The 26,507-nt window shown below is 64.1% G+C and carries 21 protein-coding genes; 12 read left to right on the top strand and 9 right to left on the bottom strand.

Annotation, left to right across the window (positions count from 1 at the left end; all coding sequences use genetic code 11):
* Window positions 1-50: 50 nt before the first annotated feature.
* The 4 genes from AB7C87_RS17520 to AB7C87_RS17535 are packed head-to-tail and all read left to right on the top strand — an operon-like array spanning window position 51 to window position 5,514.
* Window positions 51-1,460: a nucleotide sugar dehydrogenase gene (locus AB7C87_RS17520; RefSeq protein ID WP_369730792.1), complete on the top strand. Its 1,410-nt coding sequence runs from the start codon at window positions 51-53 to the stop codon at window positions 1,458-1,460.
* A 4-nt stretch (window positions 1,461-1,464) separates the two neighbouring features.
* Window positions 1,465-2,532 (top strand): DUF354 domain-containing protein, encoded by a 1,068-nt coding sequence (locus AB7C87_RS17525; RefSeq protein ID WP_369730793.1) that lies wholly within the window; start codon window positions 1,465-1,467, stop codon window positions 2,530-2,532.
* Window positions 2,533-2,552: 20 nt separating this feature from the next.
* Window positions 2,553-3,545 carry a glycosyltransferase gene (locus AB7C87_RS17530; RefSeq protein WP_369730794.1) on the top strand — a complete coding sequence of 331 codons (993 nt, stop codon included), beginning with the start codon at window positions 2,553-2,555 and terminating at the stop codon, window positions 3,543-3,545.
* Entirely contained in the window at window positions 3,535-5,514 is a 1,980-nt protein-coding gene (locus AB7C87_RS17535) for a hypothetical protein (protein ID WP_369730795.1), read from the top strand. Before AB7C87_RS17530 ends, AB7C87_RS17535 begins: the two co-directional genes overlap by 11 nt.
* 514 nt (window positions 5,515-6,028) lie before the next feature.
* On the opposite strand, the gene AB7C87_RS17540 is transcribed toward AB7C87_RS17535, so the two are convergent.
* Together AB7C87_RS17540 and AB7C87_RS17545 are read right to left on the bottom strand one after the other, a co-directional pair.
* Window positions 6,029-6,604 carry a metal-dependent hydrolase gene (locus tag AB7C87_RS17540; protein WP_369730796.1) on the bottom strand — a complete coding sequence of 192 codons (576 nt, stop codon included), beginning with the start codon at window positions 6,602-6,604 and terminating at the stop codon, window positions 6,029-6,031.
* Window positions 6,604-7,596, bottom strand: coding sequence for a DUF1616 domain-containing protein (locus AB7C87_RS17545; RefSeq protein WP_369730797.1), 993 nt, complete (start codon window positions 7,594-7,596; stop codon window positions 6,604-6,606). Before AB7C87_RS17545 ends, AB7C87_RS17540 begins: the two co-directional genes overlap by 1 nt.
* Window positions 7,597-7,989: 393 nt before the next feature.
* On the opposite strand from AB7C87_RS17545, the gene AB7C87_RS17550 reads away from it, so the two are divergent.
* Complete coding sequence (locus tag AB7C87_RS17550; RefSeq protein ID WP_369730798.1) at window positions 7,990-8,577, top strand: DUF7344 domain-containing protein; 588 nt, start codon at window positions 7,990-7,992, stop codon at window positions 8,575-8,577.
* A 32-nt stretch (window positions 8,578-8,609) separates the two neighbouring features.
* Here the strand turns inward: AB7C87_RS17550 and AB7C87_RS17555 are convergent, their stop codons facing one another.
* Entirely contained in the window at window positions 8,610-9,065 is a 456-nt protein-coding gene (locus tag AB7C87_RS17555) for a hypothetical protein (RefSeq protein ID WP_369730799.1), read from the bottom strand.
* Window positions 9,066-9,304: 239 nt separating this feature from the next.
* Window positions 9,305-11,005 carry an asparagine synthase-related protein gene (locus AB7C87_RS17560; RefSeq protein WP_369730800.1) on the bottom strand — a complete coding sequence of 567 codons (1,701 nt, stop codon included), beginning with the start codon at window positions 11,003-11,005 and terminating at the stop codon, window positions 9,305-9,307.
* 245 nt (window positions 11,006-11,250) lie between these two features.
* On the opposite strand from AB7C87_RS17560, the gene AB7C87_RS17565 reads away from it, so the two are divergent.
* From AB7C87_RS17565 to AB7C87_RS17575, 3 genes are all read left to right on the top strand, one after another.
* A complete protein-coding gene (locus tag AB7C87_RS17565) occupies window positions 11,251-12,606 on the top strand; it encodes a polysaccharide deacetylase family protein (protein ID WP_369730801.1) in 1,356 nt (451 codons plus the stop codon).
* 119 nt (window positions 12,607-12,725) lie between these two features.
* Window positions 12,726-13,028, top strand: a complete 303-nt coding sequence (locus tag AB7C87_RS17570) for a hypothetical protein (RefSeq protein WP_369730802.1) — start codon at window positions 12,726-12,728, stop codon at window positions 13,026-13,028.
* Window positions 13,029-13,544 (top strand): PIN domain-containing protein, encoded by a 516-nt coding sequence (locus AB7C87_RS17575; RefSeq protein WP_369730803.1) that lies wholly within the window; start codon window positions 13,029-13,031, stop codon window positions 13,542-13,544.
* A 116-nt stretch (window positions 13,545-13,660) separates the two neighbouring features.
* On the opposite strand, the gene AB7C87_RS17580 is transcribed toward AB7C87_RS17575, so the two are convergent.
* From AB7C87_RS17580 to AB7C87_RS17590, 3 genes are all read right to left on the bottom strand, one after another.
* Complete coding sequence (locus tag AB7C87_RS17580; RefSeq protein ID WP_369730804.1) at window positions 13,661-14,890, bottom strand: PKD domain-containing protein; 1,230 nt, start codon at window positions 14,888-14,890, stop codon at window positions 13,661-13,663.
* Between the two features lie 176 nt (window positions 14,891-15,066).
* A complete protein-coding gene (locus tag AB7C87_RS17585) occupies window positions 15,067-16,269 on the bottom strand; it encodes a sugar-transfer associated ATP-grasp domain-containing protein (protein WP_369730805.1) in 1,203 nt (400 codons plus the stop codon).
* A gap of 114 nt (window positions 16,270-16,383) precedes the next feature.
* Window positions 16,384-17,397 (bottom strand): glycosyltransferase, encoded by a 1,014-nt coding sequence (locus tag AB7C87_RS17590; protein WP_369730806.1) that lies wholly within the window; start codon window positions 17,395-17,397, stop codon window positions 16,384-16,386.
* Window positions 17,398-17,831: 434 nt separating this feature from the next.
* On the opposite strand from AB7C87_RS17590, the gene AB7C87_RS17595 reads away from it, so the two are divergent.
* The 3 genes from AB7C87_RS17595 (at window position 17,832) to AB7C87_RS17605 (ending at window position 21,516) form a co-directional block, all read left to right on the top strand.
* Window positions 17,832-19,133 (top strand): polysaccharide deacetylase family protein, encoded by a 1,302-nt coding sequence (locus tag AB7C87_RS17595; protein WP_369730807.1) that lies wholly within the window; start codon window positions 17,832-17,834, stop codon window positions 19,131-19,133.
* Window position 19,134: 1 nt separating this feature from the next.
* Window positions 19,135-20,232, top strand: a complete 1,098-nt coding sequence (locus tag AB7C87_RS17600; protein WP_369730808.1) for a glycosyltransferase family 2 protein — start codon at window positions 19,135-19,137, stop codon at window positions 20,230-20,232.
* Window positions 20,233-20,343: 111 nt separating this feature from the next.
* Window positions 20,344-21,516, top strand: coding sequence for a Fic family protein (locus AB7C87_RS17605; protein WP_369730809.1), 1,173 nt, complete (start codon window positions 20,344-20,346; stop codon window positions 21,514-21,516).
* A 33-nt stretch (window positions 21,517-21,549) separates the two neighbouring features.
* Here the strand turns inward: AB7C87_RS17605 and AB7C87_RS17610 are convergent, their stop codons facing one another.
* Window positions 21,550-23,184, bottom strand: a complete 1,635-nt coding sequence (locus AB7C87_RS17610) for an oligosaccharide flippase family protein (RefSeq protein WP_369730810.1) — start codon at window positions 23,182-23,184, stop codon at window positions 21,550-21,552.
* Window positions 23,185-23,577: 393 nt separating this feature from the next.
* On the opposite strand from AB7C87_RS17610, the gene AB7C87_RS17615 reads away from it, so the two are divergent.
* Complete coding sequence (locus AB7C87_RS17615; protein WP_369730811.1) at window positions 23,578-24,708, top strand: polysaccharide deacetylase family protein; 1,131 nt, start codon at window positions 23,578-23,580, stop codon at window positions 24,706-24,708.
* Between the two features lie 30 nt (window positions 24,709-24,738).
* Here AB7C87_RS17615 and AB7C87_RS17620 read toward each other — a convergent pair whose 3' ends face one another.
* A complete protein-coding gene (locus AB7C87_RS17620) occupies window positions 24,739-26,373 on the bottom strand; it encodes a right-handed parallel beta-helix repeat-containing protein (RefSeq protein ID WP_369730812.1) in 1,635 nt (544 codons plus the stop codon).
* Between the last annotated feature and the right edge of the window lie 134 nt (window positions 26,374-26,507).

Genomic DNA, 26,507 nt, shown 5'->3' on the forward strand with positions numbered 1-26,507 from the left:
CCGTCGCACACGATCGTGTGGCGGTCACGCGACGAGGCAACGTTTGACCTATGACCACGACACTAACCGATACGGAGAAGCGAGCGGACGACGGAGAGCGCGACCAGAACGGACGAGAGTCGACGAACGGCGCCACGACGCTCGAACACACCTCGAACGCCGCGACGCCGGCGACGCGGGACGCGACGATCTGCGTCGTCGGGCTTGGCTACGTTGGATTGCCGCTGGCGGTCGGGTTCGCACAGTCGAACTACCGCGTCATCGGGTACGACGTCGACGGTGAAACCGTCGACCGCCTGCGCGCGGGCGTCGATACGAGCGGTGACCTCTCCAACGAGGCGGTACGCGACGACGACATCTCGTATACGACCGACGCGGCCGAGATCGGCGCGGCCGATTACGTCGTCATCACCGTCCCGACGCCGATCGACGACGACGATCAGCCGGATCTCAGTTCCGTCGAGGCGGCCGGCCGAACCGTCGGCTCGCGGATCGATCCCGGAACGACCGTCATCCTCGAGTCGACCGTCTCTCCTGGGACGACCCGCGACGTCCTCGTGCCGGCGCTCGAGGCGGGCTCCGGGCTGACCGCGGGCGAGGATTTCTTCGTCGGCTACTCGCCGGAGCGGGCGACGCCGGGCGATCCCGAACACGGTCTCGCCGACGTCGTCAAGGTCGTCAGCGCCCAGAGCGAGACGGTACTCGAGGACGTGGCGACGCTGTACGAGTCGGTCGTCGACGCGGGCGTTCACCGTGCCCCGTCGATCGAGGTCGCCGAGGCCAGCAAGGTCGTCGAGAACGCTCAGCGGGACCTCAACATCGCATTCGTCAACGAGCTCTCGATGGCGTTCGAGCGGATGGGCGTCGACGCGAACGCGGTGCTCGAGGCCGCGGGTACGAAGTGGAACTTTCACGAATACAGCCCGGGTCTGGTGGGCGGCCACTGCATCCCGGTCGACCCGTACTTCCTCGCACACCGTTCGGCCCGGGACGGATACGAACCGGAACTCGTGCGTACGGGACGGAAAGTCAACGAATCCGTCCCCGGACACGTCGCGGAGCTGACGATCAAGGCGTTGAACGACTGCCACAAGACGCTCCGGGACAGTCGCGTGCTGGTGCTCGGACTCGCGTACAAACCCGGCGTCGGGGACATCCGAAGCTCGAAGGTCTCGGACGTCGTCGAGGCACTCGCCGAGTACGACATCGACGTCTGCGGATTCGACCCGTTCGCGGACGACGACGCGGTGGGGGAGGCATTCGACCTCGACGTTCGCGAGTCGCTCTCGTTCGAGGGCGTCGACGCAATCGTGCTGGCGACGCCGCACGCGGAGTTCGAACGACTGGATCTCGAGGCGGTCGCCACCGAACTCGAGGATCGACCTGCCCTGGTCGACGTGACCGGCGCTCTGGACGAGGGGGCGGCCGTCGAGGCGGGGTTCGTCTATCGGAGGCTGTGAGCCGATGCGTGTGATGATAACGATCCAGCACCCCGGACACGTCCACTTCTTTCGATATCCGATCGTGGAGTTGCGAGACCGCGGCCACGAGGTCTCCGTCTTCGCTCGCGAGAACGACGTGGCGATCGATCTCCTCGAGGCCTACGACGTCGACCACGAGGTGCTGGCCGGCGAGCCGGGTTCGCTGGTTTCGTTGGCGGCGGTCCAGGCCACCTACGAGACGCGCCTGTTGCGGCGTGCGCGTCGGATCGATCCGGACGTGATCGCGGCGATCGGCGGCGTCGCCGCCGCCCACGTTTCCTCGGTGTTGCGAACGAAGAGTGTCGTCTTCTACGACACCGAGCACGCGACGCTCATCCAGCGCCTCGGCTACCCGTTCGCGGACGTGATCTGCACCCCCGCGTGCTACCGCGAGGAGATCGGCGCGAAGCAGGTGACGTATCCGGGCTATCACGAACTCGCCTACCTCCACCCCGACCGGTTCGAGCCCGATCCGGCCGTCCTCGAGTCGGCCGGTCTCGCACCCGACGATCCGTTCGCCGTCGTGCGACTCAGCAGCTGGGAGGCCTCCCACGACGTCGGTCACGGCGGCTTCGACGACCCGAACGAGGTCGTCGACCGACTCGAGGACGCCGGGCTGGCGGTGTTGCTCTCCGCCGAAGGTGAGCCCCCGACCGCCCTCGAGGACTACCAGTTCTCGACGCCACCGGATCGGATACACGATCTGCTCGCCTACGCCGACGTCGTCCTGAGCGAGGGCGCGACGACTGCGGCAGAAGCCGCCGTCCTCGGCACGCCAGCGGTCTACGTGAACCCACTCTCGCTTGGCTACACGCGAGAACTCGACGAGGAGTACGGACTGCTGTTCGAACACGACGGCGAGGACCGCCACGTTCGCGGGCTCGAGCGAGCCGTCTCGATCGTCGACCGCTCCGACGACGAGTGGGTGCAGCGACGCGAGCGATTGCTGGACGAGCGGATCGACGTGACGAACGTCGTCGTTCGGCGCATCGAATCGATCGCGCGGGCGCACGGGGCGACCGAATCGACGCCGGCGACCAACACGGGGTGATCGTACCGGTGACAATGTCGATGCGGGTGTTACAGCTGGTTACGTCGCCGCGACCGTTTTTCGACCAGCAGGTCGCCGCGCTCGAGGACCGCGGCGTCGACTGCACGGTCGTCGCCGTCCCCGGCGACCACGGTGGCGACTCGCCGCGCTCGCCGACGGACTACTTGCGCTACTATCCGACGCTCCTCTCGGAGATTCGATCGGACGAGTACGACCTAGTCCACGCCAACTACGGACTCGTGGCGCCGTTCGCGCTCGCGCTGCCGACGCGGCCGGTCGTCACGACTCTGTGGGGGACGGACCTGATGAGCGACCGCGGCTGGCTCCGGTCGATGAGCCGGCTCTGCGCGCGTCGATCGGACGCCGCAATCGTGCCGAGTCCGGCCATGTCCCGCGAACTCGAGTCCGGCCACGAACTGATTCCGTTCGGCGTCGACACCGACCTGTTCCGGCCGATTCCGCGCGAGGAGGCTCGCGAACGCGTCGGCTGGGAGACCGACCGCCCGGTCGCGCTGTTTCCGTACGATCGAACCCGTGCAGTGAAGGATTACCCTCGAGCGCGGCGCCTCGTCGAGCGGACCGACGTCGACCTCGAGTTGCGGTCGGTCTCCGGCGTCGATCACGACGAGATTCCCTACTACATGAACGCCAGCGACGTCCTGCTGGTCACCTCGAGCCGCGAGAGCGGCCCGATGGTCGTCAAGGAAGCCGCGGCGTGCAATCTCCCGGTGGTCTCGACGGACGTCGGCTTCGTCCGCGAGACGCTCGAAGGAGTCGAGGGATGCGTCGTCAGCGACGAGGACGCTGACCTGGTCGACGGGCTCGATCGGATCGTCGCGAGCGGGCGTCGGGCGAACGGGCGCGAAGCGATCGACGGCCTGGGAGTCGACGCGCTGGGAGACCGTCTCCTCGCCGTCTATCGGAACGTTCTGGCCCGCCGTGCTGGCAGTGAACGGAATCACGATCGGGATCGTGACACAGATCGGCGGACGGAGGTGAACCGTGGTCTATAGCAAGGTGGCGGACCTGCGTCCGCTTCGGCTCGATACGGTCGCGGCGATCTGCGGACTCGCCATCGCGCTGGCGCTGCTTCCGCTTCGGCTGTTCGCCTCGCAGGTCTACCTCAACACGGTCCCGATCGTTCTGGGTACCGCGTGCGCGTTGTACCTCGTGTCGCTGTACCAGGAGGACGACGCGCGGACGCTCCCGACGCTCTCCTCGAGGGTAACGATGGCGTTGCCGAGCGTCGTGTTGGTCGGCCTCGCGGCGCTCGTGGCACTCGTGGTCGTCCAGGAGGGGCGGACGCCGCTGTTTTTCGGGGCGGCGAGCGTCGTCGGAACGCTCCTGATCGGCCAGATCCTCTTCGCGAGCGACCGCGATCTCAACCCGGGTCTGTTGCTCCTCCAGATCGTCCTGTTCGCGTTCGTCTTCCGGTTTACGGCGCTGTACGCGACGCCGGGGTACGTCGGAATCGACATCTGGACCCACGCGGAGCTCACGCGCGCGATTCTAACCGAACAGTCACTCGGCGCCATTGCCGACGACAAACACTACGCCGCGCCGTTCTATCACCTGCTGGTCGCGGCGTCGGCGCTGGTGTACGACGTCCCGATTCGACTCGCGATCTACCTCTCCGCGGGGATCGTGATGCCGCTTTCGGTCCTGTTGATCTACGCGACCACGAACCTGCTCGTCTCTGCCCGGTGGGCAACGCTCGCGACGGCGTTCTACGCCGTCGCCAGCCACGTCTCGATGTGGGGGATCCACCTCATTCCGACGAGTCTGGGGCTGGTCTTCTTCCTCGCGATGCTGTACGCGCTGATCCGCGTGATGCGCATCGAGTACACCATCCGGGATTTCTCGTTGTTGCTCCTGTTGAGTATCGCCGTCGTCCTCACCCACCAGGTATCGACGTTCATCATGCTCGTGTTGTTGCTGGCGGCCTTTGTCGCCCAGCTCGTGTTCGTGGTCGGTCCGTTCGGACTCACGCGACTCGATACGAGCGTCTTCCGGGCGAAGAAACCGGTCAACCTCGTCGGACTCGTCGTCTTCAACTTCGGACTGACGATCTTCGTCTGGTCGCTGACGCCGTACCGTCAGGACTCGTTTCTGGCGACCGTCCTGAGTTTCTTCACCCAGACGCTCGAGGAGAGCGCCGGCTTCCTCAACATCGCGAGCGGCTCCACGGGGGACGAGGCCGACGCCGCGACGGCGGCCGATCCAACGTTGCTCGAGCAAGTCGTTCCGTACGTCGACGTCCTCGGCTTCCTGTTCCTGCTGGGCGCGACGTTCGTCGGCTGTCTGTACGTCGTCCACCGCCACCGCGCGGAGCAGTCGGTGTTCACCCTGTTGCTCGCGTCGGCGTTCATGCTCGTGTTCGTCCTCGGGTTCCCGATGTTCGGCATTCACAACTTCATCCCGACGCGCTGGTTCGCGTTCCTCTACGCGCCGATGGCAATCCTCGGGGCGATCGGCGTGCGGACGGTCAGCGGGAAACTGAATCCCGCACTCGTCGTCTCGGTGCTGTTGCTGTTCGTCCTCGTCTATCCGGGGGCGATGATCTTCGCCGCCGAGAGCAACGTCGACGACCCGGTCTTTTCGGGTCAGCACGAACGGCTCGCGTACGACGAATCGGAACTCGCCGCGGCCGAAGCGATCGCCGAACTCACTGGATCGCCGAGCGGAAGTGAGATCCGACCCGATCAACGTCTCTACACGGACCACCCGTACCAGACGGTGCTTACGCGGACCGGAGCGTATCCGTCGACGTCGACCGCGACGGTTCCCGACGACGGGGTCGCGGCGCACGACTATACGGTGTATCGGTCCACCCAGTCGTCCGATGCGGTCTACTTCGCCGACGAGAACGGTGACGGTCGCATCGAGCAAATCTCCCGGGATCGGCTCTGCCGGCCGGATCAGGCGACGGTCTACACGAACGGGGACGTCACGGTGTGTACCCCGTCCCCGGCGACCGGGTGATCGGTGCACCGACGGCTCTCGGTGTCGCCGTCGTCGCCGTCTCGAGCGAGTCGAGGTCGTCGCCACGTCCTGGACGCGGTCACGATATCCCTTCTACCGAAGCTGATCACCAAGGCTCGAGCGAGCGCTGTCGAGGTTCGGCGACGAATCGACAGTATTCGGCGGAAGGTTTTGGACGTGAATCCGGTCGACGACTCGACCTCGGACACCGGGTTTCCGGTCTATCAGTTCGGTCGCTGGATTCGACACCGGGTTTCCGGTCCACGTCTCGACGCGGGATCGACAGTCAGTCACACGTCCGTGGTCCGCCACGTCCTCGCGGTGTCTGGGGGCGCACCTGTCCGCTCGCCCGGTGTCGATCGCCGGACCGGTCGCGGAAACGCGGCGAAACCGTTCCGCGTCTCCGTCCGTCTTCTTGCGAGGTCACTGATCCGATCAAGGATCGGCCGGTATCTGCGAGTCGACAGCTGTGGCAGTGACGATCCGATAGATCTTGCACACCGGTCGATTCGGGTCACTCGAGGCGGGACCGAACGAGACGCCAGCAGTCGCTGGCGACCGGTGCACCGTCGGCGAGCCAGAGCCCGACGACGGCCAGTCCGATACCCAGCTGGAAGACGACTTCCGCCGATAGGCCGCCGCTGAGGATGTGGTTCACGTGACGGACGAGGTAGAGGGCGAAGTGATCGAGAAAACCGCCGTGATCGCCCGCTGGCGGCGATGCAACCGGCCAGAGGACGACGCGTAGCTCCGGGTCCCGGCCCATCCGAATCGGATTGAGGACGTCGGTCACGAGGTGGGACAGATACGCAAACGAGAACGCAGCCGCGACGGGGTCTCGATCGTAGCGAACCGACACCGCGAAAACCGCCAAACAGACGATCGGTGCGACGAATATCGAGTGGCCGACCGCGTAGCCGGTCTCCGTGATCCCGAACGTCCAGGCGAGTGGTTTGTCGATCAGATCGGGAAGCTGTGAGCCGACGGCGACGGCGATCGTCTCGGCGGCCGTCGGCGAACGGCCAAGGACACTGTGGGCCATCAGCGAATACAGGAGGTACGCGACGGCCAGGTGTTCCCACGGCCACATTACGATCCCTCCATCGGAAGGGAGACGACGCGATAGGCGTTCTCGGCTGTGGGTTCGTCCGGCGGTTCGTCGTCGTAGAGAAGCAGCGTCAGACGCAGTTGCTCCTCTGTCAGCGTCGGCGTGACGTCGAGCGTCTGCTGGTGTCTCTCGCCGTCACCGACCGTCGCCGTTTGTCTATCTAGTTCGTCTCGTTCGTGGACGGTGACGTCGCTCTCGCGGTCGCCGTAGCGTACGTCCTCGAGCAAGACGACGGTCGTGTACGTCACCTCCTCGTGTTCGCGGTTCGTGATCGTCGCCTCGAGTTCCCGCGATTCTCCGTCCTCGTAGGCTGACTCGTAGACCGTCTCCAGCTCGCCGTCGACGGCCTCGGTTTCTACCTCGAACTCCGTGAAGCCGTCGTGCTGTGGCGGATTGGCGACGGCGAACCCGGTGGTGGCGACCACGAGCGCCAATCCGACGACGATCGCGACGTTGTACGGGCGTTCGTCGGACCGATCGTAGAGTGTCGACCGTGACGTGAAAAACGGTACCGCGGATCGAATCGAGGGGGTGTAGCGCCGGTCGGGTGAACATCGGTACCGAGTAACGACCGCGACGAGTGCGAGAACCACTGTCAGTATCGCAACCCCGAAGAGTACCGATTCGGCGGCCACACCCCGGGGGGATACGGACGCAAAGAGGGTGCTCGCCGGGACGAGTGCAACGCTGAAGACGATTGACAGAACCGTTCGCTCGATCGACTCGAGTCCACCGCTGGCGAGAAGCGGATTTCCGAGGCCGGTTTTCCCCTCGTCGAACGACTGATAGCCGTCGTTCGGCTCGTCCGGGAAGAGCGCCGAGACGAGTGCATATCCCGGAAGGAAGCAGATGAGCGGTATCGCGACTATTATTCGTACCGTACCACTTACTCCTGAAACAATCCCGAACGCCAGGCTGCCAGCGGCGGCGATGACGAGCGCCAGATCGAAGAACCACCAGTTGGTGTCGCTCATTTCGTCGGAGAGTGGGACCGGGACTGGTTTATTATCGCTCCGGTAAGCGCCGCTCGAGGGGAGTCGTACGACGACCGTCTGACGCCTACATATCACCACCTCGATACAGAATCTGCTTACGTACGATCTGACTGTTTTGAACTGTCCTATTATCTGGAACAGACGGAAAATCAGAATGATGGTCCAACCATATATTTCTGTGTTATCCGATGAAATAAATCTGGGGCACATTTTCGAAATAGTGAGGTATAAAACTTCTAAACCCAATTCAGAGGCGTATAAAAATGAAGAAAAATAATTCACGACTTCGATAAAATCTGCTAAATTGAATCGTCTCGGAATACACGGTTTCTATGCTTTATTACCCACCTCTGGTTAGGGGTGATCGACGCAATGGCATCGAAATGTATCAGATCGGAAGAACAGTATAGCGAGGGGCCGGATGCGGCGAACGAGTGTTCCGGGGACGAGTCCACGGTTCCGAAGGACGAACTCTTTCATCTACTACAAAACGAGCGACGGCGGCTCGTGCTTCGGTACCTTCGGGGGACCGAGGGACCGGTACGTATGCGCGACGTCGCGGAACAGGTCGCGGCGTGGGAACACGATACGACTGTCGAAGAACTCACGTCGAAACAGCGCCAGCGCGTCTACATTCCCCTCTATCAATCTCACCTCACGAAACTCGACAAGGCTGGCGTGATCGGCTATCAACAGGATCGTGGCATCGTCGAACGAAAACCGCTCGCCGATCAGGTCGACGTGTATCTCGAGGTCGAACCGACGGACGAGTCGACGAGCGAATCCGACGACGAGACGAACTGGAACGACTACTACATCGTCGCGACTGCACTCTGTTATGCGGTGCTGTTCGGCGCAGTTATCGAACTGCCATTTATGTCGCTTCTCTCAGGGATCGGCCTCAGCGCGCTGGTCCTGTTTCTTTTCACGATACTGACGGTAACTCGAGCGCTCAATTGAGCCATCGTTCGATACGGTACTCGATTTGTGTCTCACACGAAACTCGGAACGAGCCAGATGACGACCGTCGTCGTAATCACCGTCACGGTGAATGCGGTTACAATCGACACAGAAATGAGTGCAAGCAACACGAGTAAAACGACGACCGAAACGGTCCCGACGACGGCCGGAGAGAACGGCCTGCCCTCGTCCGCTCGCGGGTCCGTCCGTTCGACGATCCCCCGGAACTCGTCGAACTCGATATGGCCGGCATCGTCGAGCGACGGAAGCCTCGTCCGATGGAGCTGTTCGTGAACGTCAGCCCACGTATCGATGGGCGGCTGTGCCGGTTCGATCAACTGATCGGTGACCTCGTCGACGGTCGCCGGTAGCTGGACGTCCTCGAGGGCTGACCGGAGCGCGGCGTCGGTCTCAGGGACGAACTCGTCGGAACGAGCGCCTGTATCGGTTTCGTCGACGGGGTCTCTCGGATCGTGATAGATCGTCACCGCTGGGTCTGATGTAGTCTCGCCATCTTCGGGACACTCCTTCGAAGAAGTGCCCGACGAAGAGCGTAACCAAGACGGCGTCAGACGCATATTACGCGCTACCTCTGCTTGGTATATAACCATTTTCACAGTTTAGCCCGCTCGAACGAAATAAATCGACTTAGTGGTCGCCTCGTCGACGATTCACCGCCATGGAACCGGTTATCAGACGATTATCGTTTGCCGGCTTGGTGTGGCCCTCATCCGGTCGTCCTCACGCGCGGCCGGAGCCAGCGGTGAAGGTTCGCCTCAGCATCGGTCCACGCGTCGAACCAGCCGCGGACGTCGATAATTCGAAGTTTGTGCCGGGCCGGCAGTCCCTGAATGTGCTCGAGATCGGAGAGCAAGCGCCGATCGAAGTCGTAACGGTCGAACAGGGTCTCGCGACCCGGCCATGCCGATTCGAACGCTGTGAGAAGCGGCGTCTTCCGGCGGACGAATCCTTCGACTTCGTTGAGGATCGCAGTATCGTGGGGACGATCCGGCGGCCGGTGTCGGAGCACGTCGGCGTCGATCCGCTCACATGCCCGGAGGAACGTCTCCGTGGTCCGGTGTTCCGGCGGCGTCCGGAGGTGCCAGTCGATCAGGTCGCGATCCGTCGCAAGAAACGACGTGACGAAGCGATCCGCCAGGTGGTTGTGAAACGGGATCGACGGCTGGTTCGTGATTCCACAGCAGGTTGCCGCGTTCTGTACGCCGTTGGCTCGGGTCCGTTCGGCCTCGAGCGCGTCGGCGATGGCCCGCCTGACGAACGATTCCGGCTCGACGTCGAACGACGTTCGCTCGGCTAACTCGAGGCTCGCTTCGCGGTCGTACCCGAACTTCTCGAGGAGGTTTTCTACGGGGTCAGGATCTGGATCGAGGCGACCGGTCGGGATGCGTTTTCCGAGCACGTCGACGGTCTCTCGTGCGGTGAAGTGGCCGCGGAAGAACGTGTCACAGAGGAGGCCGTGGTAGATCGTCTCGACGTCGATTCCGTCGGTGTAGCCGGCGTGGTGGACGTGCAACGACTCCTTGATCCCCTGTGAGGACCGAATTTTCGACTCTTCGGGCCGGAGATACCGTTCGTCCGGCGGAAACGCGGTGTGATCCGCGTCGTACTGCGCCGCGAGGCGTTTCGCGCCGACCACCTCCTGAGCGTCGGGCGAGCCGACGGTGTAGCTGTGCTCGATTCCGTCGATCTGCGAGAGAACGATTCGCGAGTCGAACCCAGCAGAGAGGAGCACCCCTTTCCGGCCGGGAAGCGCCGCCCGTCGCCGGAGCGCTCGCTCGAGGCGATCCGCCAGTTCGCCGACGTAGTCGAACGTCTCGGTTCGGTAGACGAACCGGTCGAACGACTCGACCGCCGCCGGCGTGAGTCGGCTGTCGATCGGCAGTCGATGGAGCTCCTCGACTGCCGTCTTCTCCCCCAGGATCACTCCCAGGTGAAGGTACTCGAGGATACCGTCTCGGTCGGGAATCGGGTCCGGGATCGTTTCTCCGACGGTGATGGCGTCGGTGCCGAAGACCCGAATCCCCGGAGCGTCGGTGTAGAAACACTCCCGCGACCGAACCGGATCCGTCGCGACGAACGCTTCGTTGCCCTCCTCACACTCGAGGACGGCCAGATACGAGCCGTTGAGCGCTCGAAGCGCGTCCTGGCCGTCGGCATCGTATCGCCTGACTAGCCAGCGCGCCGCGTTCGACTCGTCTTCGTCGTCGGGGACGTACGCTTCCCCCCAGACGACACATTGGCCGTCGTCGCCGCTGTACTGGGCGCTCCACCCCTGGGTTCCGAGGTCGGGATCCCTGATCCCGACCGTGAGTCCCGACCCGGTACACACCGCGTCGAACTCGTCGATCGATCTGAACCGTTCGAACTGCTCGCGATCACCGAATACGCCGAAGAGTTCCCTGTTCATCGTTTTACCCTCACGAACGGAGAGCGTACGAACGCGCCCGACCCGGTCGGTCACCGATCGCAGTCGACCGGACCGTGTTCGTACACGCTACACTATCACAGCGTCTTCAGTCTGCTCAATAACTATGGCATCGTTAAGCCACAAACCGGGCGTATCAGACGGATTCGACGGCGGAACGAGACGGCAAACACGGTTCCTATCGCCTCTATAATAATGAGGCCGTCGTCGGTAGCACCCGTCCACCGATGTCACAGCAACGTTCGACGCGTCGACGGTTCCTCGCGGTGTCGAGTACGGCCGGGCTCGCCGGAGTGGCGGGCTGTACGGATCGACTCGACTCGGTTTCGGGTCGCGTCGACGCCGTGACCGACGGCGGTAACGGGAACGAAACGACGACGGACACCGATCCCGAATCCGACGCGAGACCCGCGGCGCCCGTCGACGGCGTCCCGGAACTCGAGACCGAGTACGACAGTCGCGAGCAGTACCGCCAGCCCGGAGACTCGCTAGACGACTTCGCCGACATCGAGCAGTGGGACGTCGTCCAGGGGTCGGGGGAAGCCGACCAGGACGTCGTCTTCGACGGCGAACAGAGTCTCCACCTCGAGTCCGACGGCGAGGAAACCATCGTCGTCCAGCGAAGCCTCGAGGGCGAGGACCTGGCGGAGACGGACCTGTCGTTCGCCGTTCGGACGACGACGCCCCAGAACATCACGATCAACCTGCGGGTCGTCGACCAGTTCGGAAGCGCGCGGGTGTACTCGCTTCGGGAGATCACCTACCGCGCGCCCGACGTCGGCTGGTTCCGGGCGAGCCCCGGCGTCTTCGAGGAGGACGAGTACGAACCCGCGATGGATCACCTCGACCGACTCGAGGTGCACGTCCTCCACACGATGGACCGAGCGGAGGTCTGGATCGACGACCTGCGGACCCACGAGAAGCCCGACCAGGGGTACGTCATGCTGGTCTGGGACGACGGCTTCACCGACTACTACGAGCGGGCGTCGCCGCTTCACGACGAGTACGGCTTCCGAACGGTACAGGCGCCGGTCCCCCGGTGGACCGAACAGGGTCGCGACGGAATCATGTCGGTCTCGGAGCTTCTGGAACGACAGGAGGAAGGCGACCAGATCGTCGTCCACGGCACCCACGAGCCGATCCACGAGTACGAGGACGAGGAGGCCATCGATACCCGGCTTCGTCGGGACAAACGCTGGTTCGTCCAGAACGGTTTCGAGGGCGCGAACTATATCGTCTTCCCGCACAACAGCTTCGACGAGACCAGTCTCGAGTACACGACCGACTACCACTACTGCGGCGGGTTCAACCAGGCCGGTAACGTCAACACGACGGGCGTCTACGGCTTCGATCCGCTGGTCCTCCCGCGGACGATCGCCCACGACTACGACATCGCCGAGCGCTGCGTCGACCTCGCCGCCGAGCACAACCAGTGTACCATCCTGAACTTTCACGCGTTCGACGAAGACAACACGATGCCCGAAGACGACTACGAGGCGCTGCTCGAGCACATCGACGGTGCCGACATCGAGGTCATCACCTTCGACGACCTCTGGGAACTGCACACGGCACCGCACTACTGATCACCCTGTTCCACCGAGCCTGACGGCATTTTCTCTATTGCTATCGTAACAACTGGGCTCTGTGGCTCACAGTGTACACACGAAAACGGCTAAATAGTGTGGCTCACAATGTACACATAATGAGTTCCGACAAAAAGCGAGTTCAGTTCAGAGCGCCCCACCGCCTCGTCGACCGGGCCGATGCGCTCGCGGACGTCCTCGGTGAAGACCGAACTGATATCCTCGTGACGGCGGTTCGCGAGTATCTTCAGGATGCGACCCAGAACGATACGCTGATACAGGAGATCGCAGCCGCCTACTACGACGACGAAATTACGTTCGACCAACTCAAGGCCCTCGTCGGCGCCGAAAAAGCGGCCAACCTTCGGGTATTGAAACAACAACTGGAGGGGGACTTCGTCGACGAGGTCGCGGAGTTATAGATGACAACGCTCGTCGCAGACGCCTCCGCACTCGTTAGTCTCGGTAGCGTCGCCGACAGCGAACCGGATCCGCTTGCACGCTGTCTGGACGGTTACGACGTCATCGTTCCGGAGGCAGTCAGACGGGAACTCGAGGAAATCGCCGCGTACGATGACGTCCACGGTCGCGCCGCTACTACCGTTCTCGATCGAACCGATTCGTTCACCACCCAGTCGGCGTCGCTCGATACGGAGTTCCCCCTCGACGACGGGGAAAACGCTGCAGTCACGCTTGCCAACGAACGCGAGGCCGCCCTCTTTCTCTGTGACGAATTCAATCACCTCGGTCTGATTCACGCACCGCTGGCCAACACCCGGCTCGTTACGACGCCGACGTTGCTTTCGGTCTTCGTCCAGACCGGACAGCTCTCGGCACACGACGCACGCGAACTTCTCGACGAGATCGGTGATGCTCGCAGTTGGAACGCAAGCAGCTACGTCCGGCGGGCCCGCTCACTGCTCGAAGATATGGACTAAATCGCGCACTTTCGCCCACGAAGATTATCGCGTTTTCGTCCGGTCGCGGGAGAGATAGCGAAAATCAGAGTCGTGAATGTGACGGGGAAACGCGTGTCGCTGCGACCGACTGCCGGTTAGTCCGTCGAGAGCGTGATAGACGCGGTACCGGTTCGGCCGGCGTCGTCGGCCACCCGCAACGTGACTGTCTCTCTGCCGTTGTCACCGGCCGTCACGTCGAACGTTTCGCCCGCCTCGTCGAACTCGCCAGTCCCGCCGACGTCCCACTCGAAGTCGACGAGGTCGCCCGCTCGAGGCCTCGAGCACGTGGCGTCGAGCGTGACGGTCTGGCCCGGCTCGAGCGTCAGCTCGGCGCCGGTTTCGGGTTCGGGTCTGATCTCGGCGATCGGTGCATCCTCGTCGCCGTCGTCGCTGTCGTCGTTCGCGTCGTCTGCACCGTTACCGTCGTCCGGCGCCTCCTCGCTCGCCTCGTCCTTCTCTTCGGCGTCCTCGTCGACGTCGGGATCGTGTCCGTTGTCGGGTTCGTCCTCGAACAGCGCGTCGTCGAGGAGCCCTTCCGTGATCGCCAGGTGCCACCGGATGCGAGTCTCGAGGTCGACGCCGCTCGAGAGCGTCTCGACGAGGTAGGCGTCGGCGTCGAGGTCTCGAGCCGCCTTGTGAACGAGCAGTCCGCTCGGTTCGGTGTTCGGACCGGAGAACGGGCCGGTCTCGAACGCGAGTCCGGGGTCGTCCACGTAGTTTTCCGTGGCGTACTCGGCGGACGCCCGGGCGGTTTCGACGGCGTTCGAACCGCCGGAGTGGAAGATCGCTTGCCCGACGCCGTCGACGGGATCGCCCGCGTAGATCCCCGTCGACTCGTGGAGGTCGACGACGACGTCGGCGTCGTACTCGACGATCACGTCCCAGATCGCCTCCGCGAGAGCGGTCCGGGGCGGTTCACCCTCCGGAAACTGACGGTTGAGGTCGGTCCAGTCGTCGCCGCTTCGAGTGCCCTGTTCGACGGCGATCGCGTTGGCTTCGGGAATCGTAACGCACGTCCCGGCGTCGATCCGCCAGTCAGCGATCTCCCTCGCGGCCTCGTAGCCGGCGACTTCGTTGCCGTGGATGCCCCCGACGACCACGGCGGTCGGACCGTCGATCGGCGCCGTCGTCACGTACACTGTCGTCTCCTGGTCCGTTCCCGCTCTGATCGAAAACGAATCTCGGGAAAGCGCGTCCTCGGCTGTTTCGGCGTCGATTCCATCGTCGTCGAGGGCGCCGCCGACCGTCGCTACGCCCGTGCCCGCAACCGCACAACCGGTTGCGGCGGCCAGTACCGTTCGTCGTGAAAGCTTCTCACGCTGCATGCGATCTCGGATCCGGACGAAGACCTATTTACTATCGTCGCGATAATAATCGGTTGTCTTCTCTTTCACTACTGGAACGAAGCGTTTCTCACTCGAGAACGGTCGACACCCGTCGACCAACTGTCCCTCCTGTGGTTTTGGCTCGATCGACGGTGACGAGGTCGGTCAGCGCTCGGCTAGCAGACGCCGTAGCGCTCGTAAAACCGACGAACTCTGTCGTCGGTCAGTAACGGGCCGTGGACCTGAATCGACTTCAGCCCCGGATAGCTGTTTGCCTCGAGGACGGTGAACGAGCCCTCGTCGTCGGTGACGACGACGTCCCAGCCGACGTAGGGGACGAACGAACAGCCGTCCGCGATCTCGAGGACGCGCTCGCGAATCCGTCGCCAGCCGGGGATCTGGGCGTCCGCAATCGGCGTCCCGGTGTCGGGATGGCGGGCGTACCACCCGACCTCACCGTCGACTGGCAGTTTCGCGCCGGCGCTGAGCTGGCCCGTCTCGCGATCGATCTGTGCGGAGAGCCCGCCCTGCGAGAAGTTGTCGAGCGGGCCCGAGTCGCCCGTCCCCATTCGGTGGATCGCCGCCGCGACGAACGGCTCGCCGGCCGTCTCGTCGTACATTGTGACGATCCGGACGGTGTTCGGCGTCTCCGGGTACAACTCGGCCGCGAACGGGCCCTGCTCGACGTACTCGCAGACGATGTATTCGTCGAGATTCGAAACCATCGATCGGAACTCGGCGTCGGCGTACCGATCGCCGTTGACCAGGTAGCCGTCCTCGGTTCGTCGACACAGCAGGACGTTGTTCCCGCCACCCCCGCGGACCCACTTGAGGACCAGCCACTCATCCTCCTCGAGACGTTCGACGACTCGCTGAGCGGCGTTTCGCGTCTCGGACGCTCCCTGCCCGTCTCGCGACGCTCGTCCTCCTCGCGTCTCTTCGGCTCGGTCTCGCTCGGCTCCGGACGCGACCGCGAGAGACGGACCGCCGTCGGCCAGCTCGTGGAGTTTGGTCGCCGGCTCGGCAGGCTCGTCGTTTCGGTCGTCGACTGGGTGGTACGTCCCATCGCGAAGCATCCCGTAGACCGCCATCCGCTCGGCGTCGAACGGTTGCATCACTCGGTGAAAGAGGAGTTTGTTCGACAACGCGACGGACCACGTCCCGTTGATTCGTTTCGATCGGACGAATCGCTGGTAGTCGTTGACGTAGGTGTCCGCGGTCGATTCGTCGAGATCGTAGAGCGCGTCGGATCGGGTCAGAAACCCGCGACGCCAGAGCCAGAGCCGTCGCCGAAACGGTCTCGAGACGGAGGACTCGCGCTCGGTCACCGCCAGTCCCTGGACACCTCTGGCCGCGTGATAGAGCTGTCGGACGTTCACGGACGTCGCTGTCGGACGCTCGGGCATAGTTATCGTTCGAACAAGACCGTTGCACGTGCGGAACCGGGCGGCGAAACGAAGAGACGCCCCAACGGCCGGACTCGACTCGAGCGGCTACGCGGTTTCGTCCGACTGAACGCGACCGGAACGGCTCGAGAGCGCGATCCAACTCACGATCGCCGTGCCGACGAGAACGGCGAGCGTTGCGGCAGTGGGAACCGGTCGACGCCGAACGCCGGCCCCGGCGGTCCAGCAGAGTCCGGGAACGTGGCGTATGGATGCGGAGGACTCCCGAAGGTGTCGGGTGGCCCGCAGAAAGCGTCCTTCACTCAGGTATCGTTTCCCGAGGATGAGCCGGTGGCTCGCGCGAATCTCGTAGCCTGCCGCCTCGAAGCGCTCGACCGCATCTTCGTACGTCGAGAGGTACTGCTCGCTGGCGCGTTCGATCGCGGCCGCCGGCGGGTGGCCGGTCGGCTCCCGGCGAACGAGGTCCTCGTCGACGTGGGCGAGTTTTCCGCACTCGAGTACGCGCAGACAGAACTCCGGATCCTGAAACCGCCCGAGCGTCTCGTCGAAGCCGTTCGCCTTCCGGGCGACGGCCGTTTCGACGAGGAGCGTCGAGCCCGCACCGGGCTGGACGTCGTCCGCGAGGATCGCCCCGATCAGTTCCTCGCCCCCCTCCCTGACGGGTTCGTCGTCCGCACGGCCGAGGACGGACGCCGCGGCGCGTTGGAGCGCCCCGGTCACGCCCGAAAGATCGAACGTCGCGTCGCAGTAGACGCCGACCCACTCGTCCGGCCGCGCCTCGAGGACGGCGAGCTGTCGCTCGAGTTTCGCTGGATGCCACTCGTCGTCCGAATCGAGGAACGCGACGTACTCGCCGCGGGCGTATCTGATCCCCGTGTTCCGGGCGACGTTCGCCCCACAGTTGCTCCCGTGGATCACCGGTCGAACGCGCGAATCAGCATTCGCGTAGGTGGTGAGAATCGAGCGGGTTTCGTCCGTCGAGCCGTCGTCGACCACGATTACCTCGAGGTCGTCGACCGTCTGTGCGAGCGCGCTGTCGATGGCACGCGGAAGCGTCTCTGCTCTGTCGTACGTCGGAATCACGACGCTGACTCGAGGCATTTCCCGGTGGTTGTCGACCGTGGGGGATTATTATCACGTGGCTAAATATCGTACCAACCGAAACGATGTCCACACTGATCGCCGAGCTCACGGGTCACTGCGTTCCCCGCTCGCTATTCCGCGGTTCGGAACGAGCGAAGTGAGTGAGAACCGCGCTTTTCGTCTGGCGATCAGGTGTGCAATTACCTTCAGTGGCTACGATAGGCTCGACTCCCCTCCCTGGTCCCCGTCGCTGTGTGGCCCATTGGTGTCGCTGTGAGGGCAGATCCTGTCGCTATGTGGCCCGATTGTCGTCACGTGTGTTGAGGTCTGCGAAACGACCGCGGACGATCCAAGCGACCAGATACAGTCGGTATCGGCCTCGACCGGTGTCGAAAGCCGACGTTCCACTAACGGCTCTATAAGAAAGGTCGGACGGTTCGTCGTCGAGATAGATGACGTATCGAAACCGACGATCGTTCGTCACCTCGGCTGCAGCGGTCGGAACGCTCGGCCTCGCGGGCTGTCTCTCGGGCGTCCCCGAGTGGCGCCACGTGGCCGACGACCAGGAGTCCCCACCACCAACATTGGATCCGGGTGCTACTGACGGCAGCGACGACTCGAGCGAAACCGAGGCGACGCTCGATCTCCCCGGCGAGACGATCGACTCGTTCGAGGACCTCGGCGGCTGGGTGTCGATGATCGACGCCGGGGACCTCGAGGCCGCGACGGACGATACCTACGCGGGGTCGCAGTCGGCTCGCCTCACTGCGGACGCCGACACCGAGTACGCGGCCGTCTATCGGACGCTCCCCGACGGACTGGATCTGACGGAGACGAACCTCTCGCTGGCGGTCTCGTTCACCGGCCGCGAGCAACTGCACCTCACGCTCGAGTTGTTTGCCCCGAACTCGAGTAACGTCCACGCGATGGATCGGACGCTCGTCGGGCCGACGGATCGGTGGGTGCGCGTCGATTTCGGAACCGGACGCGTCGCCGGCCACCCCGACCTCGCGGACGTACGCGAAATCCGTCTTACGGCCCGCCGCCGCGGCGATCACACGGGACCGATCGATTGTCGGTTCGACGACCTTCGAGCGGTCGACCGGGCGGGAACCGGGGCGGTGTTGTTGCTGTTCGATGCCACCCTCGAGAGCCACTACGACGTCGCTTTCGAGCACCTCGAGTCGTACGGCTTTACTGGCGTCGAGGCGGTTATCCCCGACGCCGTCGGCGAGGGGGGCCGCCTCTCGGTCGACCAACTCGGTGAGCTAACCGACGCCGGCTGGGACGTGGCGGCTCGGCCGCGGACCGGCACGCAGTCGCTCCCCGAGTTCACACCCGAGCGCCAGGAGGGGGCCATCGAACGAACGAACGCCTTCCTCGAGAGCCGCGGCTTCGCGGACGGCACGGCCCACTTCGTCACGCCCCGGAACCGGCTCGGTCCGAACACGATCGACCTCGTCAGGGACCACCACGAACTGGCGTTTCGGTACGGCGGCGCGCCGAACGCCCTTCCGTTGACGGATCCACACAACGTGGGATTTTTCGCCGCCGCCGCCGGCGAGACGACGCGGACGTACGTCGACCACGCCGCCGCGGACGGGCAACTCGCCGTCCTCCACTTCGAGGATATCGGCGGCGACGGGATGGCCGAGGACGCGTTCGTCGACCTACTCGAGTACGTCGAGGAGCGCGATCTCGAGGTCGTCACTGCGTCGGAGCTGTTGGCGGACCGTAGCCGAGGTGGGAGTTGAGATGTACCGTGGTGCGAGCGTCGCCGTCGTGTTGCCCGCCTACAACGAGGTGGGGTTCGTCGGCGACGTGATCCGCGAGGTGCCCGACTACGTCGATCGGGTCTACGCGATCGACGACTGCTCGACGGACGGCACCTGGGACGAGATCCTCGCGGCCGCTCGCGAGGATGCGGGTCGCACTTCGAGCGGTGAGGAGGGTCGCAGTTACGATTCCGATTCCGATCACGGTCCCAGCCGCGAGGGCGCTGGACCGCTCGTCGCCGATGGAGGCGCCTCCGTCCTCGCCGGCCGGGCGGCAGTCCACGACCCGGTCGGCCGCGTCGTCCCCATCCGACACCGAGAGAACCGCGGCGCCGGCGGCGCGATCAAGACCGGCTACCTCGCCGCGCTCGAGGAGGGGGTCGACGCGACGGTCACAGTCGACGCCGACGGCCAGATGGACTGTTCGCAGATGCCACGGCTGCTCGATCCGATCGCAGCGGGTGAGGCGGACTACGCGAAGGGAAATCGGCTCCTCTCGGCGGAGTACCGCGCGGCGATGCCCCGCTTTCGGTTCGTCGGCAACGCGATTTTGACGTTCCTGACGAAGATCGCCTCGGGATACTGGAAGACCATGGACCCCCAGAACGGGTACACGGCCATCTCCAACGACGCGCTCGAGGCGATCGACGTCGAGGGGCTCTACGAGTACTACGGCTACTGCAACGACCTGCTCGTGAAGCTGAACGTCGAAGAAATGACGGTCGCGGACGTGGCGATGCCTGCGGTCTACGGCGAGGAGGAGTCGAGCATTCGGTACACGGAGTACGTGCCGAAGGTGTCGACCATGCTCTTGGGAAACTTCCTGTGGCGGCTCAAGACGAAGTATCTCGTGCTCGATTTTCACCCCCTGGCGCTGTTTTACGTCGTGGGTGCAGGGTTGGCCACGGCCGGCGTCGTCGCGGCCGGGCTGACGCTATTGGCGGGACTCGCGGCCATCGGTGCAGGGGTCTCGAACTCGAGCATCCTGCTGTCGGTCGTCGCCGGTGTTGCCTTCCTCCTGTTCGCGATGGTGTTCGACATGGGCCAGAGCGAACACCTCGAGCGGCAGGTGCGGTAGTTTCGACTTCCGTAAGATACGTGAATAGTGTCGGTCTGATCGTAGCCATAGTTATATTCTAATGGACAAATTTAACTAAACCGGCCGTCAATACGACTGTAGTTACGAACAGTGCGACAACAATTATCCGACGATGCGCCCGGTCGCCTCGTCCCGTACGACCGCCGGCCGTACTACAGCCCGGACCCGCTGCCGCCGGATCGCGAGTTACAACTCGAGGCGAACTTGTACGAGACGCTCTCGGAGGCGACGTTCTGGCTCGGACGGTTGCGGGGATTCAGCTCGACGACCGATTTCGCACCTGTACTGTACACGTCGCTGCTCCGAAAGGAGGCGATGGAGTCGTCCGAGATCGAGGGAGCGGATATCGACTACAACGCGCTCTACAGTTTCGAGACCGCGTCGCTGGTCGAGGACGAGTCCACAGCGGACTCGGCGACGGCAGTCGCCGAGACGAAGGACGTGCAAGAAGTGCTCAACTACGAGCGGGCGCTCGAGAACGGCATCGAGGCACTCGATCGCGGCGACGGTATCTCGATCGATTTGCTCCATCACCTTCACGAGACGTTGCTCACCAACGTGCCGGACGATCGGCGCGAGACGGATACCATCGGCTCGTTCAAGACGGTCCCGAATCATCTCGGAACGTTCGTTCCGCCCGTTCCGAGTGCCGTCGACGGACTGATGGACGCGTTGCTGACGTACGTTCGGACCGGCGGCAGCTACCACCCGCTCGTCGATATCGCACTCGTTCACTACCAGTTCGAGACGATTCACCCGCACGGGGACGGCAACGGACGGCTCGGTCGACTCCTCATCACGCTCCAGTTGTACGAGCAGGAGTATCTCGAGGGACCGACCCTCTCCCTCAGCGAGTACTTCAACCGGTACAAGGCGACGTACGTCGACCGCCTGAACGCCGTTCGGACGGACGGCGAGTGGGAAGCGTGGATCGAATTTGTCGTGACGGGGATCCGCCGCCAGGCAGAAGAGTCGCTGGTGCGTGCACGGGAACTATATACGCTGCAGCAGGAGTACGAAGCCGAATACGGGGACGACACCGCAACGTACGCACGACTCGCGTGCAAACTCTTCGAACAGCCGTATCTCACAGCCGCCGTCGTTCAAGACCTCCTCGACGTCACTGCACCGACCGCCTATCGCGCGCTCGAACGACTCGAGGAAGCGGACCTCCTCGAGGAGACGACGGGCAAGGAACGCAATCGCGAGTACCGGGCCCGCGAAATCTTCGAAATTCTCGAGCGGCCGCCACAGACGTACTGAGACGGGCCGCTATACGTCAGTCCCGGTCACTCGTCAGGGCACCACGACCGGAACGTCGACCCCTAGCACCCCCACGGTCAGTCCCGAGACCAGCAGGGAGAGACCGGTACCGAACAGCAGCGTCTGGAGCCAGCTTCGCGGGGAGCTCTCTTCGAGAGCCTCGAGTCGGGCCTGCAGGTCAGCCGCCGTCGATCCGACGGGATCTGGGAATGCGGCCAGTATCTCGAAGGGCTCTGCGGGGTCCAGCGCGCCGACGAGCAGCGCGAACCCGAGGAAGACCGCGAAGCCGACCGGCGGGACGACGACCAGCGCGAGCCACGGGTTCGCAATCGCCGCCGCGAGCGCGACGATGGGGACGCCAGCGAGGATGGTCGTCAGCCCTGTCCGAGCGAGGCGCGCGTCCGCGAGCGGGTCGAAGCCGACCAGACGCGCGCTCCAGCAGTGGAGGACGAACATCGAGCCGTAGCCGATGCTGGTCGCGATCGCCGCGCCGTGCATACCGTATTGCGGGATCAGCGCGGCGTTGAGGGCGACGTTGACCCCTGCTGCGACACCAGTCGCGGCGACCGGATACCGGAGCGTTCCGTTCCCCTGCGAGACGGCGAGGATTGGCCTAGCCAGCGCGAACCCGAGCGCGCCAGGGAGCAACAACAGGAGCGGTTCGATCGCCGGCTCGGCTTCCGCACCGAAGTAGATCGGAACGGCGACGTCTGCGAGCGCCGCGAGACCGATCGCCATGACGGCGGTCAGGAGGAACGTGTACCGCGTCGTTCGTGAGGCCAATTCGGTAATCTTCCGAGTTCGATTCCGGGACCACAGCTCCGAGGTCGAGTGGACGAACACCGTCTGGAGCGCCAGCGGGACGAACCAGAGGAACTCGGCGAGTTGGAGGGCGGCCCGGTAGTTGCCCACGTCCGAACTTTCACGGAACTGCTGGAGCATCAGGATGTCGACGTGGTACAGTGACATCAACAGGAAGACGAGAACGATGCTCATCGAGTTGAACGTGAGCATCCGCGTTCGCGGGAACCGGTCGGTCGGCCGCGAGAACACGGCCGTCAACGAGACCCGACTGTGAACGACCACCAGTCCGACGAGCCCGACGAGCGCGCTCGCGACGATGTGGCCGGCCAGCGCACCGACCACGCCGAAGCCGACGTACACTAACGGGATCGCGACGACGACGAAGACGAGCCTGTCGAGGACTTTCAGCGGCTCCGAATAGCGCTCGAGGCCAAAGCCCATGAGCGTCTTCCGGCCGTAGTCGCGAAACTGGGCCGTGATCACGAGGATCGCGAGGACGTAGAAGTACACCGTCCGTTCCTCGCCGAATGCGAGCCCGACGACGCCGAACTCGACGCCGGCGACCATGACGAGCGTTCCGACGGCCGCGAGCCCGATCGCCAGCCGCAGGTAGAAGCCGACGACGTGCTCCTGCCAGTTGACGACGGAGCGATCCTCGGCGAGGTACTTCCGGACGCCGTCGGTGATGCCGGAGCTGACGAAGATCATGTAGATGGCGAACACCGACAGCAAGACCGCGTAATCGCCGTAGGCCGACGCGCCGAGGAACCGGTACAAAAGCGGCGTCGAGACGGCGGTCACGATCAACACGACGACCTTCGCGCTGACGACCGAGAAGACGCCGCTCGTGATGCTCCTGTTCATGGGCACGGTCGCAATCTACCCCAAGGATTCGACGGCCGACGGATCCCATCGCCGTCCAGTCGATCGATAGCGGAAACGCTGACCACAGTATCGAGGCGGTGTCGCCGACGGGACCTTATTATACCCGTCTTAAACGCCGCGATGGCCGCGATTGCGGCCGAAACGGCTGTCAGTTCTGGGTCTCGAGGGAGAGCTGGTTCCGTACCGCGAGGAGGAGTCAGTTTCGTACCCCGAGGGCGAAACCGACCGGCTCGAGCGTTGCCGGCGGTCATGCTCGCCGACTCGTCCGGCGTCGAGTTCGAGCGAAATCGTAGGTCGGCACGCAGACGACCGTTCGGCGGCCGTTAACTGTGCGATAAGTATGGGCGCTCGAGTGTCAGATCGATGCGAACGATGGACCAGGAATCGACACGCCGTCGCCTCCTCGGGACGGCTGGCACGGGCGTGATCGGACTGACGGCCGGCTGTGTCGGCCGGTTTACCGACAGCGACGGGAACGAGAGCGATCCGACCGGCGGGAACGAGTCGGTCGGCGACGAGGACGATTCGGCATCTGGTAGCGAGACCGAGACTGACGCCAATGAGGGCGCGAGCGGTTCGGAGGACGGAGACGACGAGGACGATGAGGCCGAATCCGCCCCGGACATCGACGGCGGCGCCGTCGTCTTCGTCTACGACGACGGCCCGATCGAGGACTACGAACAGGCGTTTCCGATCCACCAGGAGTTCGACGCACCCGCGACTGTGGGGATCGTCACCGAGTGGATCGGCCGCGAGGACTTCAACGGCACCGACTGGATGGCCGTCGACCACCTCGAGGAACTCGCGGACACCGGCTGGGAAATCTCCTCGCACACGACCGCCCACACCGCTCTCGGCGCGTTCGAACTCGTCGAGGATGCCGCGCCCGAGGATACCCGGATCTACCCCGAGCAGCGCAATCACGGCTTCCACCACGGCTACGACGTCGAGATCACGGACGGCGACGAACGCGTGCGCCGAACCGTCGTCGGCTCTGACACCGACGACGTCGGGGGTTACCTCGAGTTCGACGAGCCACTCGAAACGTCGTTCGCCGCCGGCGAGACCGTCGAACGCTACCCGGAGGACGTCATGCGCGAGTTCCTCGGCGAGTCGAAACGAGAACTCGAGGCGCTCGGCTTCGAGGTCGACACCCTGTTAGCGCCGTACGACGTCGTCGACGAGCGGACGATCGACATCGCGCGCGAGTACTACGACGGTATCTCGAACGTCTACCCGGGATCGATGAGCAACGACCCCGCGACGTTCGACCCGTTCGAGACCAACCGCGACTACTTCGTCGAGTTCACCACCCGCGAGGAGGTGCAAGCGGAACTCGACCGGATCGCCGAGGAGGAAGCGCTGGGTATTCTGGGAGCACACACCTTCAAAGAGGAGGTCACCACGGAACGCATCCGAGAAACCCTCGAGTGGGTCGAGGAGCGCGACCTCGAGGTGGTGACGTTCCGCGAGGCAATCGCGGCTACCGACGCGCTCGCATGATGACCGTTTTGCAGCCAAACCGGTTTCTCGCTACTCGTAGGTGTTTCGCCACGTCAGGACGTCGCTGGCACCGAGATCGTCGATACCGTTGACGATGCGGTTGACCCGGAACGCCGGGCCCTCGATTCCGGGATAGAGGCGGACGCCCTCGAGTCCGTCGGCGTCGGATTCGGCTTCGGAGTTCCGGAGGTGATTCCCGTTCCCCTGGTCGACGTAGGGATACTGACTCGCGCGAAACTCGCCTCTATAGATCGTAACGTCGTCGCCCGTGACGACGAGTCCGTTACGGTCGGCACCGTCGCGTCCTGGCTGGTCGACGGTCACGTGACTGAACCGACAGTCGTCCCGACCACAGCGGATACCGTCCCGGAAGCCTGCCCCGGTGACGCCGGCCTCGCCCGAGATATCGGTGAGTTCGACGAGGACGCGGTCCTGCTTGTCGGTCTCCCGGATCCAGAGTGGGTAGCCGCCCGCCGTCTCGTGGACGATCTCGCAGTCGACGACGTGGGAATACCCGGCCTCGGGCGAGACGACGATGCCGTGGTTGACGTCTTCGCCACGCAGTTCGATCGAGGCATCCTCGATCCGCGACCGCTGGCACGTGTTCATCACCGCGATTGCGTGGCTAGTGGGTTGGGGCGACGTAATCGTGACGTCGACTCCCGTAACGCGGAGGTCGTCACCGTTCTCGAGGCGGATACCGCGCTGGCTGTTGTCGTACGACCGCGTTCGATCGACCTCGATCGTCGCGTCCCTGATCTCGCTTCCTTCGCCGCCGAGACGAACGTTCGCACCGTTGCTGTTCGCGAAGCGACCGCCGTCGACGACGACCGTCCCCTCGTCGTTGACCGCGTACAGCCCGTTGTCCGGAAAGCCGCCGAGTTCGCAGTCGCTGAACTCGAGGCGGCCGACGTTCGTGTTCGCCTCGATGCCGATCGGGCCGCGCCACACGTTGCCGGCGTTTGGCGTCTCGTCGGCGTGGCGACCGCCGTCGGGGGCCCGGAAGCGTTCGACGACGCCCTGTCCGTCCGGATCGCTGACGGCGACCATGCCGGGGCCCCACGTGCCGCTGTCGTGTTCGCCCTCGATCGTGACGTCGCGTACCTGCAGGTCCCGCGAGATAGTCGCCTCGATCACGCGAATCCCCGTGTCGGGGGCCGTCTGATCGACGTCGAACCCCTCGAATCGAAGCTCGCGGCCGGGATTGTAGTCGACGCCAAGCCGAAACAGCCGGAACTGCGGCCCGTCGAAGTCGTGGTAGTTCGCGGGCACGAGCGTCGCATCGTGACCGAAGAATCCGATGTTCTCGAAGCCGGTGTACCGAAACTGCGAGTCCATGTAGTAGCGCCCCTCCGGGAAGTAAAACGCCGTATTGTCGGCCCGAAGATCCTCGAGCACCGGCGTGATCGACTCCTCGCCCGTATCGTCCGCGCCGGCCTCGGTGACGTCGACGACGTTCTCGTAGTCCTCGTGGAACGCGGCCACAGGCGTACTCGCCGCAGCTGTGGCTCCGATCACCGTCGCACCCGCGACCACAACACCTCGCAGAACCGTCCGTCGAGACTGCCCAGACGACTCGGATACGGAATCGGTCTCGATCGAACGCTCCCCCGCTTTTGGCTCACTCTTCCGGTAGAAATCGCGCATACCGCTTCGTTCCGTCATTGATAGTCACTTGTTTTGAAACGATGAAGGGACCCAGTAACTAGGGGTTCGGATAGCAAGCTTTTAAGTTCGAGTTCCGACCCGATAATTCGAAATTTCCGACCCGTTCGATCGACGAAACGATTTCACGACGG

It is taken from the genome of Natrarchaeobius versutus (assembly GCF_041205745.1).
Lineage (GTDB): Archaea > Halobacteriota > Halobacteria > Halobacteriales > Natrialbaceae > Natrarchaeobius > Natrarchaeobius versutus.

Excerpts from the sequence above, each read along its gene's own strand:
- AB7C87_RS17545 (WP_369730797.1), bottom strand. The coding sequence starts at position 7,596 with ATGAGCGACACCAACTGGTGGTTCTTCGATCTGGCGCTCGTCATCGCC.
- AB7C87_RS17590 (WP_369730806.1), bottom strand. The coding sequence starts at position 17,397 with ATGCCTCGAGTCAGCGTCGTGATTCCGACGTACGACAGAGCAGAGACG.
- AB7C87_RS17610 (WP_369730810.1), bottom strand. The coding sequence starts at position 23,184 with ATGAACAGGAGCATCACGAGCGGCGTCTTCTCGGTCGTCAGCGCGAAG.
- AB7C87_RS17575 (WP_369730803.1), top strand. The coding sequence starts at position 13,029 with ATGACAACGCTCGTCGCAGACGCCTCCGCACTCGTTAGTCTCGGTAGC.
- AB7C87_RS17615 (WP_369730811.1), top strand. The coding sequence starts at position 23,578 with ATGGACCAGGAATCGACACGCCGTCGCCTCCTCGGGACGGCTGGCACG.
- AB7C87_RS17530 (WP_369730794.1), top strand. The coding sequence starts at position 2,553 with ATGCGGGTGTTACAGCTGGTTACGTCGCCGCGACCGTTTTTCGACCAG.
- AB7C87_RS17570 (WP_369730802.1), top strand. The coding sequence starts at position 12,726 with ATGAGTTCCGACAAAAAGCGAGTTCAGTTCAGAGCGCCCCACCGCCTC.
- AB7C87_RS17580 (WP_369730804.1), bottom strand. The coding sequence starts at position 14,890 with ATGCAGCGTGAGAAGCTTTCACGACGAACGGTACTGGCCGCCGCAACC.
- AB7C87_RS17600 (WP_369730808.1), top strand. The coding sequence starts at position 19,135 with ATGTACCGTGGTGCGAGCGTCGCCGTCGTGTTGCCCGCCTACAACGAG.
- AB7C87_RS17565 (WP_369730801.1), top strand. The coding sequence starts at position 11,251 with ATGTCACAGCAACGTTCGACGCGTCGACGGTTCCTCGCGGTGTCGAGT.
- AB7C87_RS17540 (WP_369730796.1), bottom strand. The coding sequence starts at position 6,604 with ATGTGGCCGTGGGAACACCTGGCCGTCGCGTACCTCCTGTATTCGCTG.
- AB7C87_RS17520 (WP_369730792.1), top strand. The coding sequence starts at position 51 with ATGACCACGACACTAACCGATACGGAGAAGCGAGCGGACGACGGAGAG.
- AB7C87_RS17620 (WP_369730812.1), bottom strand. The coding sequence starts at position 26,373 with ATGACGGAACGAAGCGGTATGCGCGATTTCTACCGGAAGAGTGAGCCA.
- AB7C87_RS17550 (WP_369730798.1), top strand. The coding sequence starts at position 7,990 with ATGGCATCGAAATGTATCAGATCGGAAGAACAGTATAGCGAGGGGCCG.
- AB7C87_RS17525 (WP_369730793.1), top strand. The coding sequence starts at position 1,465 with ATGCGTGTGATGATAACGATCCAGCACCCCGGACACGTCCACTTCTTT.
- AB7C87_RS17595 (WP_369730807.1), top strand. The coding sequence starts at position 17,832 with ATGACGTATCGAAACCGACGATCGTTCGTCACCTCGGCTGCAGCGGTC.
- AB7C87_RS17560 (WP_369730800.1), bottom strand. The coding sequence starts at position 11,005 with ATGAACAGGGAACTCTTCGGCGTATTCGGTGATCGCGAGCAGTTCGAA.